Source organism: Catalinimonas alkaloidigena (genome assembly GCF_029504655.1).
Lineage (GTDB): Bacteria > Bacteroidota > Bacteroidia > Cytophagales > Cyclobacteriaceae > Catalinimonas > Catalinimonas alkaloidigena.
Map to the genome: position 1 here is coordinate 1945790 of NZ_JAQFIL010000001.1, position 19105 is coordinate 1964894.

The following is a 19105-nucleotide window of genomic DNA, read 5'->3' on the forward strand; positions in this document are numbered from 1 at the left end:
AATAACATGAAGAAATGTAGACTATTACTCAATCTAATCTTCGTCGCTTTGCTGCTTTATAATCCGGCAGTGGCCATAGCTCAAAACCTGGCTTTAAATGAAGGCGAACTAACCAGGCATGCGGATCAGCAGGAACAGTCTTTGGCTTCCTTGATCTCAGTATTAGAGACTCGCTACCAGGTAAACATCTCCTACGACCATGAAGCCATCAGTGATAAGCTTGTCAAAACTCCTGCTATTTTTAAAGAGGAGCTTGAAGAAAACCTGGAAATGATACTTGAACCATTTCAGCTCAGGTTTAAAAAACTGGAAAAAGGCTACTATGTAATACAGGAAGAGAGCTTACAGAATGGGATTAAGAAAATAGAATCAAATCCTTCCTCTCCCGAATCCAAGGGGGCTGATGATAGCGCCGATGGAGTAGCCTCACCCAGCTTATTCTCATCCCTAGGATCTGTAGTGCAAAAACAGCTGGAGAAATCTATTTCCGGCACAGTCACTGACATAGAAAATGACGAGCCACTACCAGGCACGAATGTGGTGGTTAAAGGCACTACCATTGGTACTGTCACTGATATTGATGGAAACTACCGCTTAAGTGTGCCTGATGACGCAAGCATACTGGTATTTTCTTCGGTGGGTTATACCTCTGAGGAAATAGAAATTGGTAACCAAACGGTAATTAATGTATCCATGAGTTCAGACATACAATCACTCTCTGAGGTGGTAGTCATAGGGTATGGAGCTGTTGAGAAAAAAGATGTTACAGGGGCTATTGCTTCTGTAGAGTCAAAAGACATCGTCAGAGCAAACCCCGTACAAGCAGCCAAAGCCATTCAGGGCCAGGTAGCCGGGGTAAATGTAACCAGAGCGAATGGAAGGCCGGGTGCCGGGTATAACATCAACATTCGGGGACTTAATTCCATCAACTTCTCTAACGAGCCCTTAGTCGTAATTGATGGCGTGATGGGGGGAGACCTGAATGCGCTCAATCCTACCGACATAGAATCGATGGATGTATTGAAAGATGCTTCGGCTACAGCAATCTATGGATCCAGGGGCGCTAATGGGGTTATTATTATCTCAACAAAAAGAGGCGCTACAGGGAAACCGCAGGTTACTTACGATGGATATGTAGGCGTTAAAACACCCGCTCACTTACCCGATATGCAAAATGCCCAGGAGTTTTACAAAGCCAGCGTTACTGATAATGAAATGGATGGCGGATCCCCCCCTACATTAACTACTACCGAACAAGATATGGTAGACAATGGAAAGTCTACCGATTGGGTAGACGAAGTTACTGATCCTACTTCACAAACCAGCCATACCGTTTCGGTAGGCGGAGGTAGTGATAATACCAACTATTATTTCTCAGGTGGGTATTTGAAAGAGGGAGGTAACCTCTTAAACACCAAGTTTGAGAGGTACAATATTAACGGTAGTATGGACAGTAAACTCAACAATATTGTAAAGGTAGGATTTACGTCCAACTATAGTTTTAGCAATCAGGTTTTAGGCTCTAACGAAGCACTCAGGAGTGCATACCGCGCAAGACCTACAGGCGTAATTTATTATGATGATATCTTGAATCCAGATGAAAACAAAGACTTAGACTGGAACGGATATGCGGTCTGGATGGGTATTGACGATAAGCAGGTACTCAACCCCTTGGTAGAAGCGCATCCCGACAATTTTCAGGATGAAACCAGAAAAAACAACTTTTTCGGGAACGCATATGTAGAAATAACACCCGTAGAAGGCTTGTCTATCAAATCATCCCTTTCAGCCAGTTTCTTAAATGAGCGTTGGGGTCAGTTTAGAGGGACATTCACAAAATCTCAAAAAACAACCCGGAACCCAATGGCATATCGTAATACGACTATGCTCTCAAATTTCACATTGGATAACATCATCAGTTATAACAAATCAATTGGAGAGCACGATGTTACGATAACCGGCGTTCAAAGTGCTTTTCAGGAAAGAACAGAGGTAATGAACAGCCGCGTAAATAACCTGCCCTATAATTCGTTGTGGTACGCCATGGGGACCTCGTCAACGATAGATGGGTTTAACACCAATCTTGTTGAACGGGCATTGTTATCTTATATGGGCAGGGTGATGTATGACTTTCAGGATAAATACCTGCTGACACTTACCGGACGATGGGATGGAGCCTCACAACTCAGTGAAGGTAACCAGTGGGCATTCTTCCCTTCTGCGGCTATTGCCTGGCGCCTGGGCGACGAAGGGTTTATCCAAAATATCAATACCATTTCTGACGCAAAAATCAGAGTGAGCTATGGTTTTGTAGGCAACAGTTCTGTAGCACCTTATAGTACCCTGGCTAATCTGATCAATACCGGCTATGATTTTGGCGGAACACCCGCCTTTGGATTTGCGCCCGGAAACCTGGGAAACAAAGACCTGGTATGGGAAAAGAGTCAGGAATTAAATATTGGCATGGACCTGGGCTTAATACAAAACAGGATTTATACTTCCCTGGAAATTTACAACCGAAAAACGGTGGACTTGATACTGAGTCAGAAGATACCTACTTCCACCGGATATGGAGAAGTGATTAGCAATATAGGAGAGGTAAATAATAAGGGGGTGGAATTAGCATTAACTACGATAAACGTGGCTAACACTAATTTCAAATGGAGTACCAACATAAACTTCTCTACCAACAAAAACGAGATTCTTGAGCTGTACGGAGGTGGCATTGATGAAGATATAGGCAACAAACTTTTTGTAGGCGAGCCCCTGGGCGCCAATTATGACTATGAATTTGATGGAATATGGCAACTGGATGAAGCCGATGAAGCTGAGGTTTATGAACAGGTGCCTGGCTCAGTGAAAGTCGTAGATCAGAATGACGACGGCTTGATTACCAGTGACGAAGACAGAGTGGTATTGGGCTCTACACAACCCAAATGGTTGATGGGTATTACGAATAGGTTCACGTTCAACCAGTTTGATCTGTCTTTTTTGATATATACCAGCCAGGGAGCACAGTACAGGAATAGTATGTTAAGCGGAACCATGGGAGAAGTGCAGAGAGGCCGCTACAATGCCCTTGACCTGAATTACTGGACTTCAGAAAACCCTACCAATGATTACTACAGTGGGGCAGTGTCCAACCCCTATCGGGGGGCTATCCAGTATCAGGATGCCAGCTTCCTTAGGATTTCTGACATTACTTTGGGCTATACCTTATCTGATACTATGCTGAATAGGTTGGGGTTATCTAACTTCAGGGCATACACCCAGGTAATCAACCCCTTTGTTTTTCACAATTTTGATGGCATGGACCCTGAGTATAATACAGGTACCTACAATGATGATGTGCCTTCAGCTACTTATTTGATAGGTATCAATCTGTCATTCTAAACATATTGAGTCAAACACTAAAATGCATTCAAGATGAAAATAACGATAATAAGACAATATGTGATCATATTTCTACTGATGTTTTTCGGCACGGGCTGTGAAGATTTTTTAGAAGAAGATTCTATATCCAATCAGACATCCGATGGTTATTATGTAGATGCCAAAGGGTATGAAGATTTGGTGCGTTCCTCCTATACCTTGTTACGGGACATCCACCGTGCCCGCGACCTGGTACTGCAGGGAACTGATCTGTTTACTACCCTGGGGTGGTCTGAAGCCGTAAGTGGAGGATCTCAGGGAAGCGCCCTTAATGCTTACGATATCAGGCTTAACTCCTCCGTAGGCGGGTTAGCCACCTTGTGGGATTTACTGTATCGGGAAATAGGCAGAACCAATACGATCATCGGCAGGGAAGATGATATTACAGATATGGACGAAGACCTAAAGGCAATACGGGTAGGAGAGGCTAAATTCCTGCGTGCATTTTCCTACTTTTACCTGGTACAGCAGTGGGGCGACGTGCCCATGCCCTTGGAAGAGGCTACCAGTGCAAACAGGGAAGTAAATAAGGTGGCTGCTTCTGAAATTTATTCCCAAATTCTTAGTGACTTAACCGAGGCAGAGGCTGTACTTCCTGAAAAAGACGCAACAGAATATGGGAGGGCTACCAAAGGGGCAGCACAGTTTTTACTGGCCCGGGTTTACCTTACCCGTGGATGGAACTACAATAATTCGCTGGGAGGAACGGCTGAAGATTTTGACAAAGCAGTAGAATATGCTGATAAGGTAATCAGTGCATACCCGCTGGAACCGGAGTATAAGAATTTATTCCCTCTACACTCAGAAAATCCCCTGGAAGAAACCTTCCCCACCCAAAATGCAGAAAATGATGAAATCGTTTTTGCAGTCCAGTATAGCGATGACGTGCTCACCAACAATGGAGACCCCAGTGTTGAATCTTATCCAGGCAATGATGCACATTCTATTTTTGGAGGAAATGCGGAAGATATTCCCGGCGAATTGGGTAGAACCAGCGATTACAACAGACATTTGCCTCATTTTATTACCACACCAGCTACCTACCGGCTTTTTGATCCGGAACTGGATACCCGCTATCATCATAATTTTGTAGAAGCCATGTATGCTCTTTCTGATGTAAATGGTTTTTCTCCAAGCGGAAATGGAAATACGATTGACATCGCCCAGGGAGATACAGTACTCTATTTCAGGCCCTGGGATGATCCTGCGGAACCCTCAGAAAAAGGGTTGGACGTAGGGGGGGACAAACCCTATGCGGTGATCAATACCGATGAAATAGGTATTCTTGAAGAAAGCCCTTATCACGATAGGTTCAAAACTCCTCTGATGTGGAAATTCTGGGAGCCAGGCATTCCCTATTCAGATTCAGAAGGAACTTTTGACCTGGCATTGTTCCGCTCTGCCGAAGCTTATCTGATTGCCGCCGAAGCAATCGTAAAAGGGGCTGCCGCTGGCAATCTGGGTGGTGCCGATGTGTATTACAATGCCGTGGTTGACCGGGCACTGGGAGCCAATGCGGGAAGCGAGCCAATGATGGCTGCAAATCCTGCCGAACTGGGAACGCTGGAAGCTGTTTCCTACAGAGCTACTCCTGGCAATATTGATATCGATATGATCCTGGATGAGCGTGCCAGAGAGTTGATGGGTGAATACGTGCGCTGGTATGATCTGAAACGAACCGGAAAACTCATTGAGCGTACTAGCCTGATGAATCCCTGGACGGCTCAGGTAGGGCAAATGGAAGAGAAACACTATCTGCGCCCCATACCTCAACATGAGATAGACCGTTCGTTACCTTCTATTGCACAAAATTCTGGGTATAATTAATCTATTAAGTATATATGAAGGACTTGTTCCACAAAACAATATTAAATTGGCGGGACAAGTCCTTTTTTTCTACTTAGCTTTAAGAAGAATAAATGTAAGACGATCATACAATCTGATAAAACTCTTTACGAATGCATTTTCAAAAACTGCTTACCATTCTACTGCTGACGGGTATATGTACCCTACTGCCCGAATTCACCAGTGCACAAAGCAAAAACGAATTTATCAATACAGAAAAGTTAGCTCCGGTTGATCTGGTATATCCCCATCTGGATGCTGCCAATTCGCGTTGGTTTTTCTTCTCTTCGGCCTGCCGTCCCTTTGGCATGGTGAACCTGAGTCCGGACATGGCCATAGATGGTGCCTGGAACTCAGGATACCGATATGTGGAAGACAGTATCTATTTTTTCAGCCATATCCATGCCTGGCAAATGTCGGGGATTCCTATGCTGCCTACTACGGGAGAGTTCAAAGGGCACCTGGGACCGGACAGCTATAAATCAGCCTACCAGCATAACAAAGAAGAAGCGACCCCCGGATATCATCGGGTTTTTCTGGAAGATTATGATATCCTGGCAGAGCTGACTTCCACCACCCGGGTGGGCTTTCACCGCTATACCTTTCCCGAATCTGACGAAAGCCAAATTCTGCTGGATCTGGGAACGGTTTTAGGCCCTTCCGGCACGCAATCCGGATCTGCGAAAAAAGTGTCAGCTACCGAGATAGCGGGGCATGCTACGATGGAGCCCACCGGTAGGCGCCCCCAGCCGCTTGATGTGTATTATGTGATTCAGTTGGATAAACCTTTCCGCGCCATGAAAGGCTGGCAGGACAAAGAACTGTTAGGCGAAGTAGCAGAATTTGAAGGAGAAGGAGGCGGTATTTATATGGAATTTGACACTGAAGCAGAGGAAGAAATTCTGATGAAAGTGGGCATATCCTATGTGAGTATAGAGCAGGCCAGACTTAACCTGGAAACTGAATTACCACACTGGGTTTTTGATGAAATAGTTGAAGCATCCAAAGAAGAGTGGAACCAGACATTAAGTAAAATTGAAATAGAAGGCGGCAGTTTTCTGGAAAAAAGAAGATTTTATACTGACCTCTGGCATGCCTTGCAAGGGCGGAGGATCATCAGTGATGTAAATGGAAAATATTGTGACAGGACCGGAGGGAAAAAGCGTATAGGGCAGATTCCGCTGGATGACAACGATAAACCTGCTTTTAACCACTACAATTCTGATTCTTTCTGGGGAGCACAATGGACCATCTCCACGCTCTGGCAACTGGCCTACCCTGAAATAGCGGAAGATTTTGTGAATTCTATGTTGCTGATGTACGATGATGGCGGACTGATACCCCGCGGCCCATCCGGCGGAAACTATACCTATGTGATGACAGGCGCGTCTTCCACTCCTTTTATCGTAGGAGCTTATATGAAAGGTATCCGGGGCTATGAGGTTGACAAAGCCTACGAAGGGTTGAAGAAAAATCATATGCCGGGTGGCATCATGGCAAGAGCAGGCTATGAACATAATACTGAAAAAGGTGGCGGATTGGAGTATTATTTGGATAGAGGTTATATTCCCTATCCGATGGATGATAAAAGGTGGGGTGGGCATCAGGATGGCGCCGGACAAACGCTGGAATATGCTTACCAGGACTGGTGTCTGGCGCAAATGGCAAAATCATTAGGCAGGGAGGAAGACTATGCGTATTTCATGGAAAGATCAGATAACTGGAAAAACCTGCTTGATCCGGAAACTGGGTGGATCAGACCGCGGGAAAGAGATGGTAGCTGGCGTTCTCCTTTTGACCCTTATGCGCATCAGAAAGGCTTTGTAGAGTCTAACAGTGCCCAGTCTACCTGGTATGTACCGCATGACCTGGCCGGGCTGGCTGAGGAAATGGGAGGCAGGGAGATTATGGCCCAAAAACTAGAAAAAAGTTTTGAAGAAGCTGCCAAACAGGACTTCACTGCCGGTAAATCGCATGACCAGGAGTTACAGGCAGAACTTCGAAGAGTGCCAATCAACTACGGAAATCAACCTTCTATCCAGACGGCTTTTGTATTCAACCATATCGGCTATCCATGGCTTACCCAATACTGGTCAAGAGAGGTTATTGAGAAAGCTTTTTCTGATCTTTCTCCTCAGAGAGGTTATAATGGAGATGAAGACCAGGGGTTGATGGGTGCGCTTTCGGTACTCATGAAAATGGGAATCTTTGAGATGAAAAGCGGGAATGAAACAGAGCCGCAATACGAACTGGGTAGCCCTCTTTTTGATAAAGTTACAGTGCATTTGAATCCGGACTTTTATCCAGGAGAGAAATTAGTGATAGAAGCAAAAAATACCAGCTCCAACAACCGCTACATACAGTCGGCTACGCTGAATGGGGAGTCACTGAACACACCATTTGTTCCTCATAAAAGTCTGGTTAAGGGTAGTGTATTACGATTGGAAATGGGAGATATGCCTCAAAAAGAATGGGGTAAAGGAGAAAAAACATTAAGGGGGAAATAATCTCCGGTATGTAAAATATTGATGAGATCGTTTCCAGCTGGCGTGTAGACTATTTTAATGACCTATTGAATTTCGTAATTGAACGTCATCTTCATAAGCTTTTCGGCTTTTTTTAAGAAAAATAGGTTATTTTGCTGGTTAATTAATTAGTAATAAAAAATTATTTAGATGAAAATGTATATTTTAATATTTGCCTCTTTGATCTTTAGTAGCTTTATAAGTCAGCCTCTGAAATGGGTTGATTTATTTGATGGAAAATCATTGGAAGGCTGGACAAATCCTTATGATCATGGTGAGGCCAGGGTAGTGGATGGAGAGATTCATCTGGTCGCTGATGAAAAGTTTTTCCTCACCACTGAAGAAACTTACTCAGATTTTATCTTTGAGGCTGAAGTTAAGCTGCCTGAAGGAAAATCTAACTCAGGGTTTATGTTTCGCTGCCATGTAGAGCCCAATAAAGTTTATGGATATCAGGCAGAAGTAGATCCTACTGAGCGAGCCTGGTCGGGTGGGCTTTATGATGAAGGGCGCCGCAAGTGGCTTCATCCGCAAAAGCCAGATGATTCTCCTTCCGGAGATGAATTCCGGGCTAAGACGAAAGGAGCGCTCAAACGCCATGACTGGAACAAATATCGCATCCATGCCGAAGGTGATCGTTTGCGTATTTATGTGAACGATGTCCTTTGCACAGATTACAGGGACGATATGGATGCAGAAGGGCACATTGCTTTGCAACACCATGGTGAAGATGGACAGGTTTATAAATTCCGTAATATCCGGATTCAGGAACTATAAAAGCCTGAAGGAGCAGAGGTAGTTAGCACATCAGCTGAAAATTTTCTGCTTTATTGTCAGGCTTATTCAGGGAGTTTTTTTTAAATAACACATCTTTAAAATTATAATATATTCAGTATGTCAAGTAGAAGGGATTTCATTAAAAAAGCTGCTGCCACAACAGCAGGAGTATCAATGGCTTTAAAAGCCTCAAGTTACAACAGAATCATCGGTGCCAATGACCGTGTCAATTTATGCTTCATGGGATTAGGAAGAAGGGTTGGTGCTTATTATGATGGACTCGATAAAAAGAACAATACACAATTAATGTATTTGTGTGATGTGAAGCAGAGCCAGATTGACCGTACGATGGAAAGGCTTAAAGGGCGTATTGACTATAAGCCCAAGCAAACCGATGACATACGGAAGGTTCTGGAGGACAAAGAGGTGGATGCTATTTTTATAGCAGCACCTGATCACTGGCATGCACCGGGAACCATCATGGCCCTGGATGCCGGTAAGCATGTTTATGTAGAAAAACCCTGTGCACACAATCCTCATGAGGAAGAGGTGATGGTCGCTAAACAAAAATCTACTGGCAAGATGGTACAAATGGGTAATCAGCAGCGTTCCTCCAACCATACTATAGAAATAATAAATGAGATACATAATGGGGTAATCGGAAAGCCCTATCGTGCGGTAGCGTTTTATAACAGCAGTAGGGGGGAAGTGCCTCTTCAGAAGAAGCAGGCGCCACCCTCCGACCTCAACTGGGATCTTTTTCAGGGACCCGCACCACGTCAGGCATATCATCATGATACCTGGGACTACAACTGGCACTGGTACGGCTGGAACTGGGGTACTGCAGAAGCAGGTAATAATGGTATTCACGAATTGGACATAGGACGTTGGGCGCTGGGTGTAGACTTTCCTGAGTTTGTTCACGTGGAAGCCTCCAAGCAACATTTCAAGGATGATGGTTGGGAAATGTACGATCAAATGTATGCGACTTTCCGCTTTGATGAAGGTAAAGTGATTAACTGGGATGGCAAAAGCCGCAACGGCTACTCTACCTATGGAGATGGTAAGGGGAGAGGAACAGTCATTTACGGTTCGGAAGGTACCGTATTTGTAGATCGTAGCCAGTACATGCTCTACGATAGAGAAGGAAAGCTGGTCAAAGAAAGCTCAAAAACCGACGAGAGTGGTATGGCATTAGGAGGTGGAGGTTCTACGTCCAGCCAGCATATTGTTAACTTCTTTGATGCTATCAGGGGGCAGGCCAAGCTAACTGCGCCTATTGAAGATGGAGCAAAGAGTAACCATATGGCTATGTTGGCCAATATTGCGTATCGTACGAACAAATCTTTTGATGTGGACTCAACTACTGGAAGAGCCTACGATAAAGATGCTATGCAACTCTGGTCCAGAGAATATGAATCAGGCTGGGAAATCGGACAGATGAGATGATAACATCAGGAAGAGGTATGTAAAAAACTTCTGAAAAAATATTGCTCTTTAATTAGGAGTATATATTTTTTCCCGATATCACCATTTGCCAATGTCATTGACCTGTCCAAAGGGGGCAGGTTTTTATGACAACTCACTAAAAGCATTCTGATAGAAAGGTGTACTAAAAGTAAAACCGATAGCAGTCATCTAAACATGGCTACTATCGGTTTTATTATCATTAGTTTGCTGAATTTTGGCTCAATACTTCGGGCTGTAAGTCAATTTGTACCTGGGGAATCGGCCAGTAATTATTTTTACCTTCGGTAAATGTAGCTCCCTGCAACCACGGCAATACTCCTCCTGCAAGTTCATTTTCCAGGTAAGTATTCAAAGTATTGGCAGCAATGTTCCAGCGTACCAGATCATAAAAACGCATGCCTTCTAGCGCAAACTCAAGGCGCATCTCATGGCGTACAGCCTTTCTTGCGTATTCCTGACTGGGGAATGAGGTATATAAACCGAGCTTGTAATTAGCAGCAGGCTGGCTTTCATCTATCTCAATTGCGACATCAGTCCCAAAAGTTTCATTCAGTACTTTGCCCATCACTATGTCATCAGCCGCCCGCTGACGAATCTGGTTGACCAGGTTCATCGCAGTCGTAAGGTCGTTTTCTTCCACAGCGACTTCGGCTCTCCACAATAGTACGTGGCCTAATCGTAATACCCTGAAATTATTACCGTTAACCCCTGATGCCCAGTAACTAGACTGCGTGGAAATCTCACCTTTGTTCCTTTTGTACCACATTATTTTTTTATTGAGAAATGGACCCATATTAGGCTGGTCCAACATCCAGTCGCTACCGCTCATAGGCCCCCAGTCTAAAAAGGGAATCCCTCTTCTTCCTATCGTCCAGTCTACTCTGGGATCAAGAAGATGGTCAGTAGGCGTAAAGGCTTCGGTAGTAAGAATGCCGTAATCCTCTCGTAGCAACTCATCCTGAAAGTCATCCAGCATGGGTAGACCGTTTTCACCTACTTTAAAGGCATTGAACAAATCAAAAGTAGGGGCACTGTAGGCGCAGCAGAGCCCAACATCAGCACCTCTGGGATATAAAGTTTGATGATCTATACCGGAATTATGAACGCCTGCACCATCATTGACCGAATACTGTATCTCAAAGATACTTTCTCCATTGTTCTGATGTTCCTCATCAAAGTTATTATAAAAATGACTTTCCAATTGAAAAGGACCATTGTTTATGATGTCATCCAGGAGCGGTTTGGCTTCTGAAAATTCACTTTGAAACAAATGTACTCTAGCCTTAAAGGCCTTGGCAGCCCACTGAGATGCTCTCCCTACTTCTGAAGGAGAAGGGTTTAAATGATCCACGCCAAGCTGAAGGTCTGCTTCTATATCATCCCATACCTCACGGTCGTTAGGTACATTGACAGGGTCAACATCTTCAGTGATGTAGGGGATTTTTTCAAACTTAATTCTCAGCTGAAAATGAAACCAAGCTCTGAGAAATTTTGCTTCCGCCTCAAACTGCCTGGCTACGGCTGGAGGAATATCAGTAGCCTCTTTCAAAGCTTTAAGCACATCATTGGCACGTGACACTCCTTCATAATTCACTCCCCAGGCCCCGCTAAGCCATTCATTATCAGGCCTTACTTCGTATCTTTCTATGTCATTGATCTGGCTCCAGCCTCCTGTCTGATCACCACGGTGCATATCATCAGAAGGTACATCGCCCCATACCCAGTTCGTGCCGGAAGCCTCGCCCAGGTTACCACTGGGTGATTCTCCTTCTGCATATCCATCTACCATAGCATAAGCGGCGATAAGCAGGGCGTTTACACCATCCTCATTCTTCAACAATTCTTCATTTACAGATCCTATAGGCTTTTCAAAAAGAAAGTCTTCGCTACAGGCGCTTATCATTAAGATGATGCTCAGGGATAAGCTTATTTTGATAAGTATGTTTTTCATCACTAAATCAGTTTGATGTTTATAGAGATATGTTTAAGCCGAACATGATCTGGCGAGAAATGGGCCAGGTACCCACATCTACCCCCCGGTCTATTTCCTGAGCCACACCATTGTTCTGCTTTGCAGTGATTTCGGGATCAAGCCCGGAATAATTAGTAATGGTGAAAAGGTTTGCCCCCATTACATATAAGCGAAGATTGGAGATATTCAGCTTTTCAAGAACGCTTTGTGAAAAATTATAACCTAGCTGAAGGTTTTGCATACGCAGATAAGATCCATCTTCTATATAATCTGTAGAGGCGTTTTGCTCAAAAGATGTAGAGCTGGAAGCTTTAGGAAGAATTGCGTCCGCATTATTTTCCAGATAGGGGCTGCCCCAGGACCGATAAAGTCTATCAGGACTGTTGGGTCCCTGAAACAGACCGTAACGAATAAAGCGGCTGGTATAATTGGCGATGTCATTTCCTACACTGCTGTAAAGTGTAGCCGCTAAATCAAAGCCTTTAAACTCTAACCCTAACCTCAATCCTGCGGTAAAGTCCGGATGAGGACTGCCTATATAGGTACGGTCGTCCGGAGTGATGACTCCGTCACCATCCACATCTCTTATCTTCAGGTTTCCAGGCTGATTGTATGTGCCATTGGTGGCATGACTATCCGCTTCCTCTTCTGTCTGGAATATACCATCCACTACATAGCCGTAAAACTCTGGAAAAGCATGGCCGGCTTCTGTCCTGGTGTATATCTGCTGACGGGTAGGAAAGCCCTGAATAAATTCATCTTCCGCATTGGACAACTGAGTAACTTCATTTTTATAATGTGAGAAGTTGGTAGCGATATTGAACTGTAAGGCATTGTTGAATGCCGTACCACGATAATCCAAAGTGATGTCAATCCCTTTGTTCTCCATAGAGCCAATATTCACAGAAGGGGCAGAAGCACTACCCGCTACCTGCGGGATGGCAACAGGAAACAGCATGTCCGAAGTATTCTTTTGCCATAAGTCAACACTGACATCCAGTGATGAAAACAAAGTTGCGTCTACGGCAAAATTAGCAGAGGTGGTTGTCTCCCATTTGGCGTTGGGATTACCGATGGCAGTAGACTGATAGCCTAGCGTAATGGCATTGTCCCCCCCGTTGATGGCGTAGAAAGAGTTGCCCGGACCAGAGCCAAATGTTGAGAAGCTATTATAGTTTCCGATCTGGTCATTTCCTGACTGTCCCCAACTGGCACGTAGTTTTAAATAATCCAGCCAGTTGCTACTCCCGTCCATAAAACGCTCTTCGGTAAGCAACCAGCCTAATGAAACTGCCGGGAAAACACCGTATCGGTTATTTGCTCCAAAACGGGAAGAGCCATCGCGACGGACGGTCAAATCCACCAGGTATTTATTTTTGAGGCCGTAGTGCAGCCGTGAAAAATAAGAGAAAAGTGACCAAGCATAACCGTTGCCATTATTCAACTGATTGGTAGCGCCCGCGTCCAGTACAAGAAAGTTGATATCAGTAGAAAAATACTCCTGTCTTGAAGCGGAAATGTATTTATACGTACTTTTGGTAGCTTCAACACCGACTAAAAAGTCCAGTGTATGAATATCGCCAAAGGTTTTGGTATAACTGGCGGTATTTGTCCAGTTCCACAAAAAATTGGTAGCGCTGTTTTCGGACAAGGTAGTATTGCGAGCACCATTTACACTTTCATAGGCAGGTAAATTTGGATAAAAGCCATTGTTAAGACGAATGTCATACCCTAAGAGTGACTTGAGCGATAAACCATCTACGGGTGTGATCTGAGTGTAAAAATTTCCGCTAATGTTATACGACCTGGTTTTGTTAATACTGGTACGGTCAAGAAAAGCTACTGGATTAGGGCCATCGTAAAGATTGCCGCCTACTACGCCTCCCGCGTAATTACCTGCAATGTCGCGGAGGGGTATTAGAGGACTTGCCAGATAAATCTGGTTAAATAAGTTTTCATGGCTATTGTTTCCATTCCAACCATTGGTCTGGCCTACAGTTACACCTAACCTTTGCCCTACATTAAGCCAGTTGTTGAGCTTAGTGTCTATGTTTGATCTTAAGCCCACACGTTGGTAGGACGTATGCTTTAATATGCCGTTTTCATCCAGAAAGTTGCCATGAAAGGAGTAGGTCGTTTTTTCTGAGCCACCGCTTACCGATAAGTTGTAATCCTGAATAAGCCCATTCTGATATATTTCGTCCAGCCAGTCAGTACCATTTCGGTTAGTTAGCGTGATAGGGTATGTTTGCTGATCATAGAGCGCAGGATCTACTCCCGGATCACCTGAGTTGGCACCATTCGGAAAAAGGTAATTACTGATTACCGGAGTTGAGCCACTTCCAAAATGAGGATGGACTGTCGGTAAACCGTCATTCTGATACTCCAGCCAATACATCTCACCGATGGATTGCGGATCTGTCATCAGGTCATACTTGGATGTAGGTGTGCTAAATCCGGATCTTGCACTCACTACTATTTGGGCAGGCTGATTTTGTTTCCCTGCTTTAGTAGTCACTAAGATTACACCATTTGCGCCCCTGGCTCCATATATGGCAGTGGAGGATGCGTCTTTCAGTATCTGAATAGATTCTATCTGGCTGGGTGGTGGTGGCTGTGCACCAAATACCCCGTCTACGACCCACAAAGGGCCATTATTGTTGATGGTTCCCATACCACGAATGCGAATTTCCGCATTACCGCCCGGAGTGGCCGGGCTCACAACCGTTACGCCGGATGCGCTACCCTGCAGTGCTTTGCTTACATCAGCGGTAGGCTGTTGGTCCAGATAATTATTATCAACGGTAGTAATCGCACCGGTCAGGTCTCCTTTGGTTCTCGTGCCGTAGCCAATCACTACGACTTCATCAAGCGTCTCCTCATCCAGTTCCATAGAGACATCTATCTGAGTTCTGTTGTTGACTTCAACTTCAATATTTTTGTATCCGATAAAACTAAAGGTGAGCACTCCGTCTTCGGGAGCATTAACGGTATAACTCCCTTCTATATCACTGATTGTACCTGTAGTGGTTCCCTTTACTAAAATGTTGACTCCTGGTAAAGGTTCTCCTACTTCATCAGTGACTGTACCGGACACAACAATGTTTGCGCGCGTTCCCGCTGAAGCCAGCAGCACGGAAAAGGTCAGGCTTAGGGTAAAGGCAGTAAGCATTACATACCGTCCAAGCCGCTTGAGTAGTGGTAAAATTTTAGGTTTCATGTACTTACATGTTTGAGTAGTAATTAATATTTTCTGAGAGACCTCCGCAGATTTCCGGCTGATGATATTGAATATCACGCCTTCATTGGAGGTGATGAAATAGTGCTAGGCTGATGTTACGTTTTCATAGTTTCAGATCAGTTAATGTTTGAAGTTTTGACAAAGGACTTTCAGGCCTGTTCAAGACTTGTAAAGCATAGTCTTAGCTAAAATCCTGTCGGGTTAAGTGAGAGTTGATCTAGATCTTTTTTACAATCTCAAACAATCATTTTTTTGTGTAATAAATCAATTTTTTACACTGGACATAAACTAGACAGACACGTTTAATATGATTTTACGAATTCAATAAATGTGCTTTATATTTTTGTAAAATCGTCAACAGGTTCATGTGAGCAGATTTTAAACTGGCTGGTATTACACTAGACATCTGGCATGCTATGGCTATTGAAATGTCAGGGAATGTGTCTAGATGAAAGTCAGGCTTGAGAAATATATCTCAAAAGAAAATAGAAGAAAGAGATGGATTTGTTAAACGAAATTGTGGAGGCAGCAGATAGTGCAATTTTGCGTTACAGATGGTAAGAAAGCTATCCTGACCTTAAACTTTGGCGATAAAGTCTTCCAGGTTCGTGCTTCTTTCTAAGTTAAGTTTTTTTCTCAATCGGTAGCGATTGGTATGCACTGACTCAATGGAAATGCCAAGGAGCTTAGCCATATCTTTAGAGGAAAAGTTGAGTTTGATGAGTGCGCAGATCTTTTGATCGTTTTGACTAAGGGATGGAAATTTTTCACTCAATCGCTGGTAGAAGCCTTCATTGACCGCCATAAATCTAACTTCAAATTCTTCCCAGTTTCTAGAACTGTTCAAATCAATGCTCTTCACAAGTTTGCCGATTTCAAAAGCGTTAGGGGTATCTTTTTGCTTCCTTAATTCTTCCTTTAGATTTGACAACAACTCATCCTTTTCAATGGCCTGTAAAGCAGAAGCGGTAAGCTCTTTATTTTTTATTTCAAGTACCTCCTTTGCTTTTTGAATCTCCAGCTCTTGCTTTTTCTTCAACAGCCTCTTTTCTGACAAATGCTTTGAGCGCTCATGTTTAAAATATATTCCTCCTACGATGACAATAAAGGCAATAGCCACGATCAGAATGGTTCTTTGTAAAAACCAGATTTTATCTTCCTGTTCCAGTTGTTCAAGCCTTTGTCTACGAATAAGCTCTTCCTGTCTTTCTTTTTCTACCCTGAAAGCATCCTGTATTTCCAGCAAGGGAAGGTTGTTTTTGCTTCGGCTATCAAAAAATGTAGCATCCAGTTCTTTAGCTGTTTTGATACTGGCAAAAGCCTTCTGGTAATTATCTTTGAGCAGGTAAATTTCTGAGAGCTTCTGGTGTACGATGGGTGTAAAGTCTATGTGGCTCTGGTATTGTTCAGAAGTTTCTAATGCCATTAAGTAATAGTTTTCACTGGCGGTATAGTCCTCAAAATGCCGGTAAATGTCCCCTACGGTCGTATACACCAGCACAAGATAAGCGGGGTTGTCTTCCTTGTACCGAGCGACTACCCACTTCAAGATTTCCAGTGCCTCTTTGTACTCCCCTTCCTGGGCAAGTATGGAGGCCCTTTCAAATTCCATTTGTTTTACAGCCTGAGCCATAGTTTTTTCATTGTAAAATAATGATGCACTATCCAGATACACTTGAGCAAGCTTCGGCTTTTCAAGTTGGCGATAAGTTGCTGTGATTGCCATATAATTAGTTAGCAGGGCGGACTGATCCAGTTTTCCTTCTTCTGCTAGTGCTTTTTTCAGGTTCAGTGATATGCGGATATATTTCAGAGCTTCGCCTTCTCTTTTGTAATAACTATACAGTCTTCCAATGCTCAAATACACATTGGCTTTGGCTATCTGGTTTTGTGACTCATCAGCGAGCCTGAGGGCAGTCCAGTAATGATCATAAGCGTCTTTGTAGCGGGCATGGTGTCCGCTGAGTTCTGCCATGTATTGTAGCGTATTGATCGCTTTTAAAGTGTCATTTTTTTCCAGAGCTTCTTTGTAGCAGGCATTGTATAAAAGGGCGGCGCTATCAGGCTGGGTATATCGCAATGCGTAAGCTTCGTTGCAGGTAGAGCTTGCCTCACTGTCTATGATATAGGGAGACTGGCTGGGCTTTGCGGGCAGGCGGTCTAGCGAGAGTAGCAAGAGCAATAAGTAGATTACTTTTTTGTAAAAGTGAGTTGAAAAAGTAACCAACAACTTCTGGACAAAAGTATTATTAGCGTTATTTTTTAATGTACTCATCAGTATAAAATTATAAGCCATAGCCTGGGTTTCTCCTTTTCTATTGTCTAGTCTTAGTACAGCTTCTTGTAAGCTTAGAACATAACAGTCTGAATAGCCAGCACTTTTAAATATTGCAAATAACTTCAAATAATACAGGCTAATTTTAGCAAATGAGCAGCCTATTCAGTTTTTGTCTAGTTGGTTTTTATGGTTTTCAGCATAATTCAGCTAATCTTTACTGCCATGAAAGTGAGGAATAGCTGAGTTAACAATCCAGTTCGCTTATATTTTCTTTCTTAAACTTTCAAACACAGCCTAAAATCTACAAGGTTAAAATTTAGCAAATATGAAGATGCACAGACCGAGTATTTTTCTACTGCTTTCGCTTTGTCTTTTTTCTATATATGCCTGTCAGGAAAAATCAGGCGCCGGAATAGTAAATCAGAACTTGGCTGAAGTTGATGATACTTCCCGAGCTTACCCGGATAGTGCCTACGAGTATCTGGCTATTCCTGCCGGAGGAAAATTAAGTACAGCTTCACGCCGCGCATTAGAGAGAGAATACAACCAGAATGCCGATTGGTATACCGAGTTTAGATATCATGACCTGAAAGGCAGCTTACAGCATGAGCCTGGGGTCACCAGAAGAGACCCAAGCGCAGTTATTTTTCATGAGGGTACTTATTACGTCTATTATACCAAGTCAGAAGGAGAGTCATTTGGCTTTAGAACGGGTGATCCGGAAAAGAAAGTTTTTCCCTGGGACAAATCCGAAATCTGGTACGCTACTTCTCCTGACGGCTGGGAGTGGACCGAGCAGGGGCTGGCAGTGGGTCGTGGAGACGCTGGTGCTTATGATGACCGCTCGGTGTTTACCCCGGAAGTACTGGCGCATGATGGAAAGTTTTATTTAGTCTATCAGACAGTGAAGGCACCTTACGTGAACCGAATCAAAAACCAGGTGGGTATGGCTATTTCGGATTCACCAGAGGGGCCATTTAAGAAGTTAGATGAGCCTATACTTTCTCCTACGGATGACGGAGAATGGCTGGGCGAAGAGGACACACGCTTCAAAGTAAAAAAACAGGGCTCCTTTGATAGTCAAAAAGTACATGACCCCTGTCTGATGTATTTCAACAATCAATTTTACCTCTACTACAAGGGTGAAAGAATGGGGGAAAAGCTCACAATGGGAGGCCGGGAAATTAAGTGGGGTGTAGCTGTGGCAGACCAGCCAGAAGGCTCCTATATCAAATCGGAGTATAACCCGATCACCAATAGCGGCCACGAAATATGTGTATGGCCTTACCAGGGAGGTATTGCTGCCTTACTGACTTCTGACGGCCCTGAGAAAAACACTATACAATATGCCGAAGATGGAGTAAACTTTGAAATCAAATCAATGATCGGAGGGAGATCTAAACCTCCGCATGCGGCTGGCTTGGTACGTTCTCTGAATCATGATGAGGAACCCCTGGCGGCGCTCAGTTGGGGGCTGTGTTTTGACAGAAAAGAGGGTTGGGACTATCTACAAAGGTTTGAGACCTACGACCCTTATGCTCCATAATAATATAATACATGTAATC

General features: G+C 43.9%; 9 protein-coding genes. 6 read left to right on the forward strand and 3 right to left on the reverse strand.

The genetic code is table 11. From position 1 onward, the window contains the following. The first annotated feature begins 6 nt into the window (after positions 1-6). From OKW21_RS08195 to OKW21_RS08215, 5 genes are all read left to right on the forward strand, one after another. Positions 7-3393: a SusC/RagA family TonB-linked outer membrane protein gene (locus tag OKW21_RS08195; RefSeq protein ID WP_277478929.1), complete on the forward strand. Its 3387-nt coding sequence runs from the start codon at positions 7-9 to the stop codon at positions 3391-3393. A 33-nt stretch (positions 3394-3426) separates the two neighbouring features. After that, positions 3427-5259, forward strand: coding sequence for a RagB/SusD family nutrient uptake outer membrane protein (locus tag OKW21_RS08200; protein WP_277478930.1), 1833 nt, complete (start codon positions 3427-3429; stop codon positions 5257-5259). A 131-nt stretch (positions 5260-5390) separates the two neighbouring features. Next, positions 5391-7784, forward strand: coding sequence for a GH92 family glycosyl hydrolase (locus OKW21_RS08205; RefSeq protein WP_277478931.1), 2394 nt, complete (start codon positions 5391-5393; stop codon positions 7782-7784). A 168-nt stretch (positions 7785-7952) separates the two neighbouring features. Then, positions 7953-8579 carry a 3-keto-disaccharide hydrolase gene (locus OKW21_RS08210; protein WP_277478932.1) on the forward strand — a complete coding sequence of 209 codons (627 nt, stop codon included), beginning with the start codon at positions 7953-7955 and terminating at the stop codon, positions 8577-8579. 117 nt (positions 8580-8696) lie between these two features. Then, complete coding sequence (locus OKW21_RS08215) at positions 8697-10028, forward strand: Gfo/Idh/MocA family oxidoreductase (RefSeq protein WP_277478933.1); 1332 nt, start codon at positions 8697-8699, stop codon at positions 10026-10028. Positions 10029-10248: 220 nt separating this feature from the next. Here OKW21_RS08215 and OKW21_RS08220 read toward each other — a convergent pair whose 3' ends face one another. The 3 genes from OKW21_RS08220 to OKW21_RS08230 all read right to left on the reverse strand — a co-directional run bounded on the left by OKW21_RS08220 (position 10249) and on the right by OKW21_RS08230 (position 17666). Then, positions 10249-12000, reverse strand: coding sequence for a RagB/SusD family nutrient uptake outer membrane protein (locus tag OKW21_RS08220; protein WP_277478934.1), 1752 nt, complete (start codon positions 11998-12000; stop codon positions 10249-10251). Between the two features lie 19 nt (positions 12001-12019). Beyond that, positions 12020-15241 (reverse strand): SusC/RagA family TonB-linked outer membrane protein, encoded by a 3222-nt coding sequence (locus OKW21_RS08225; protein ID WP_277478935.1) that lies wholly within the window; start codon positions 15239-15241, stop codon positions 12020-12022. Between the two features lie 598 nt (positions 15242-15839). Continuing rightward, complete coding sequence (locus OKW21_RS08230; protein ID WP_277478936.1) at positions 15840-17666, reverse strand: tetratricopeptide repeat protein; 1827 nt, start codon at positions 17664-17666, stop codon at positions 15840-15842. 199 nt (positions 17667-17865) lie between these two features. Here OKW21_RS08230 and OKW21_RS08235 point away from each other — a divergent pair, with 199 nt between their 5' ends. Continuing rightward, positions 17866-19086, forward strand: coding sequence for a glycoside hydrolase family 117 protein (locus OKW21_RS08235; protein WP_277478937.1), 1221 nt, complete (start codon positions 17866-17868; stop codon positions 19084-19086). The last annotated feature ends 19 nt before the right edge of the window (positions 19087-19105 follow it).

Excerpts from the sequence above, each read along its gene's own strand:
- OKW21_RS08195 (WP_277478929.1), top strand. The coding sequence starts at position 7 with ATGAAGAAATGTAGACTATTACTCAATCTAATCTTCGTCGCTTTGCTG.
- OKW21_RS08200 (WP_277478930.1), top strand. The coding sequence starts at position 3,427 with ATGAAAATAACGATAATAAGACAATATGTGATCATATTTCTACTGATG.
- OKW21_RS08205 (WP_277478931.1), top strand. The coding sequence starts at position 5,391 with ATGCATTTTCAAAAACTGCTTACCATTCTACTGCTGACGGGTATATGT.
- OKW21_RS08210 (WP_277478932.1), top strand. The coding sequence starts at position 7,953 with ATGAAAATGTATATTTTAATATTTGCCTCTTTGATCTTTAGTAGCTTT.
- OKW21_RS08215 (WP_277478933.1), top strand. The coding sequence starts at position 8,697 with ATGTCAAGTAGAAGGGATTTCATTAAAAAAGCTGCTGCCACAACAGCA.
- OKW21_RS08220 (WP_277478934.1), bottom strand. The coding sequence starts at position 12,000 with ATGAAAAACATACTTATCAAAATAAGCTTATCCCTGAGCATCATCTTA.
- OKW21_RS08225 (WP_277478935.1), bottom strand. The coding sequence starts at position 15,241 with ATGAAACCTAAAATTTTACCACTACTCAAGCGGCTTGGACGGTATGTA.
- OKW21_RS08235 (WP_277478937.1), top strand. The coding sequence starts at position 17,866 with ATGAAGATGCACAGACCGAGTATTTTTCTACTGCTTTCGCTTTGTCTT.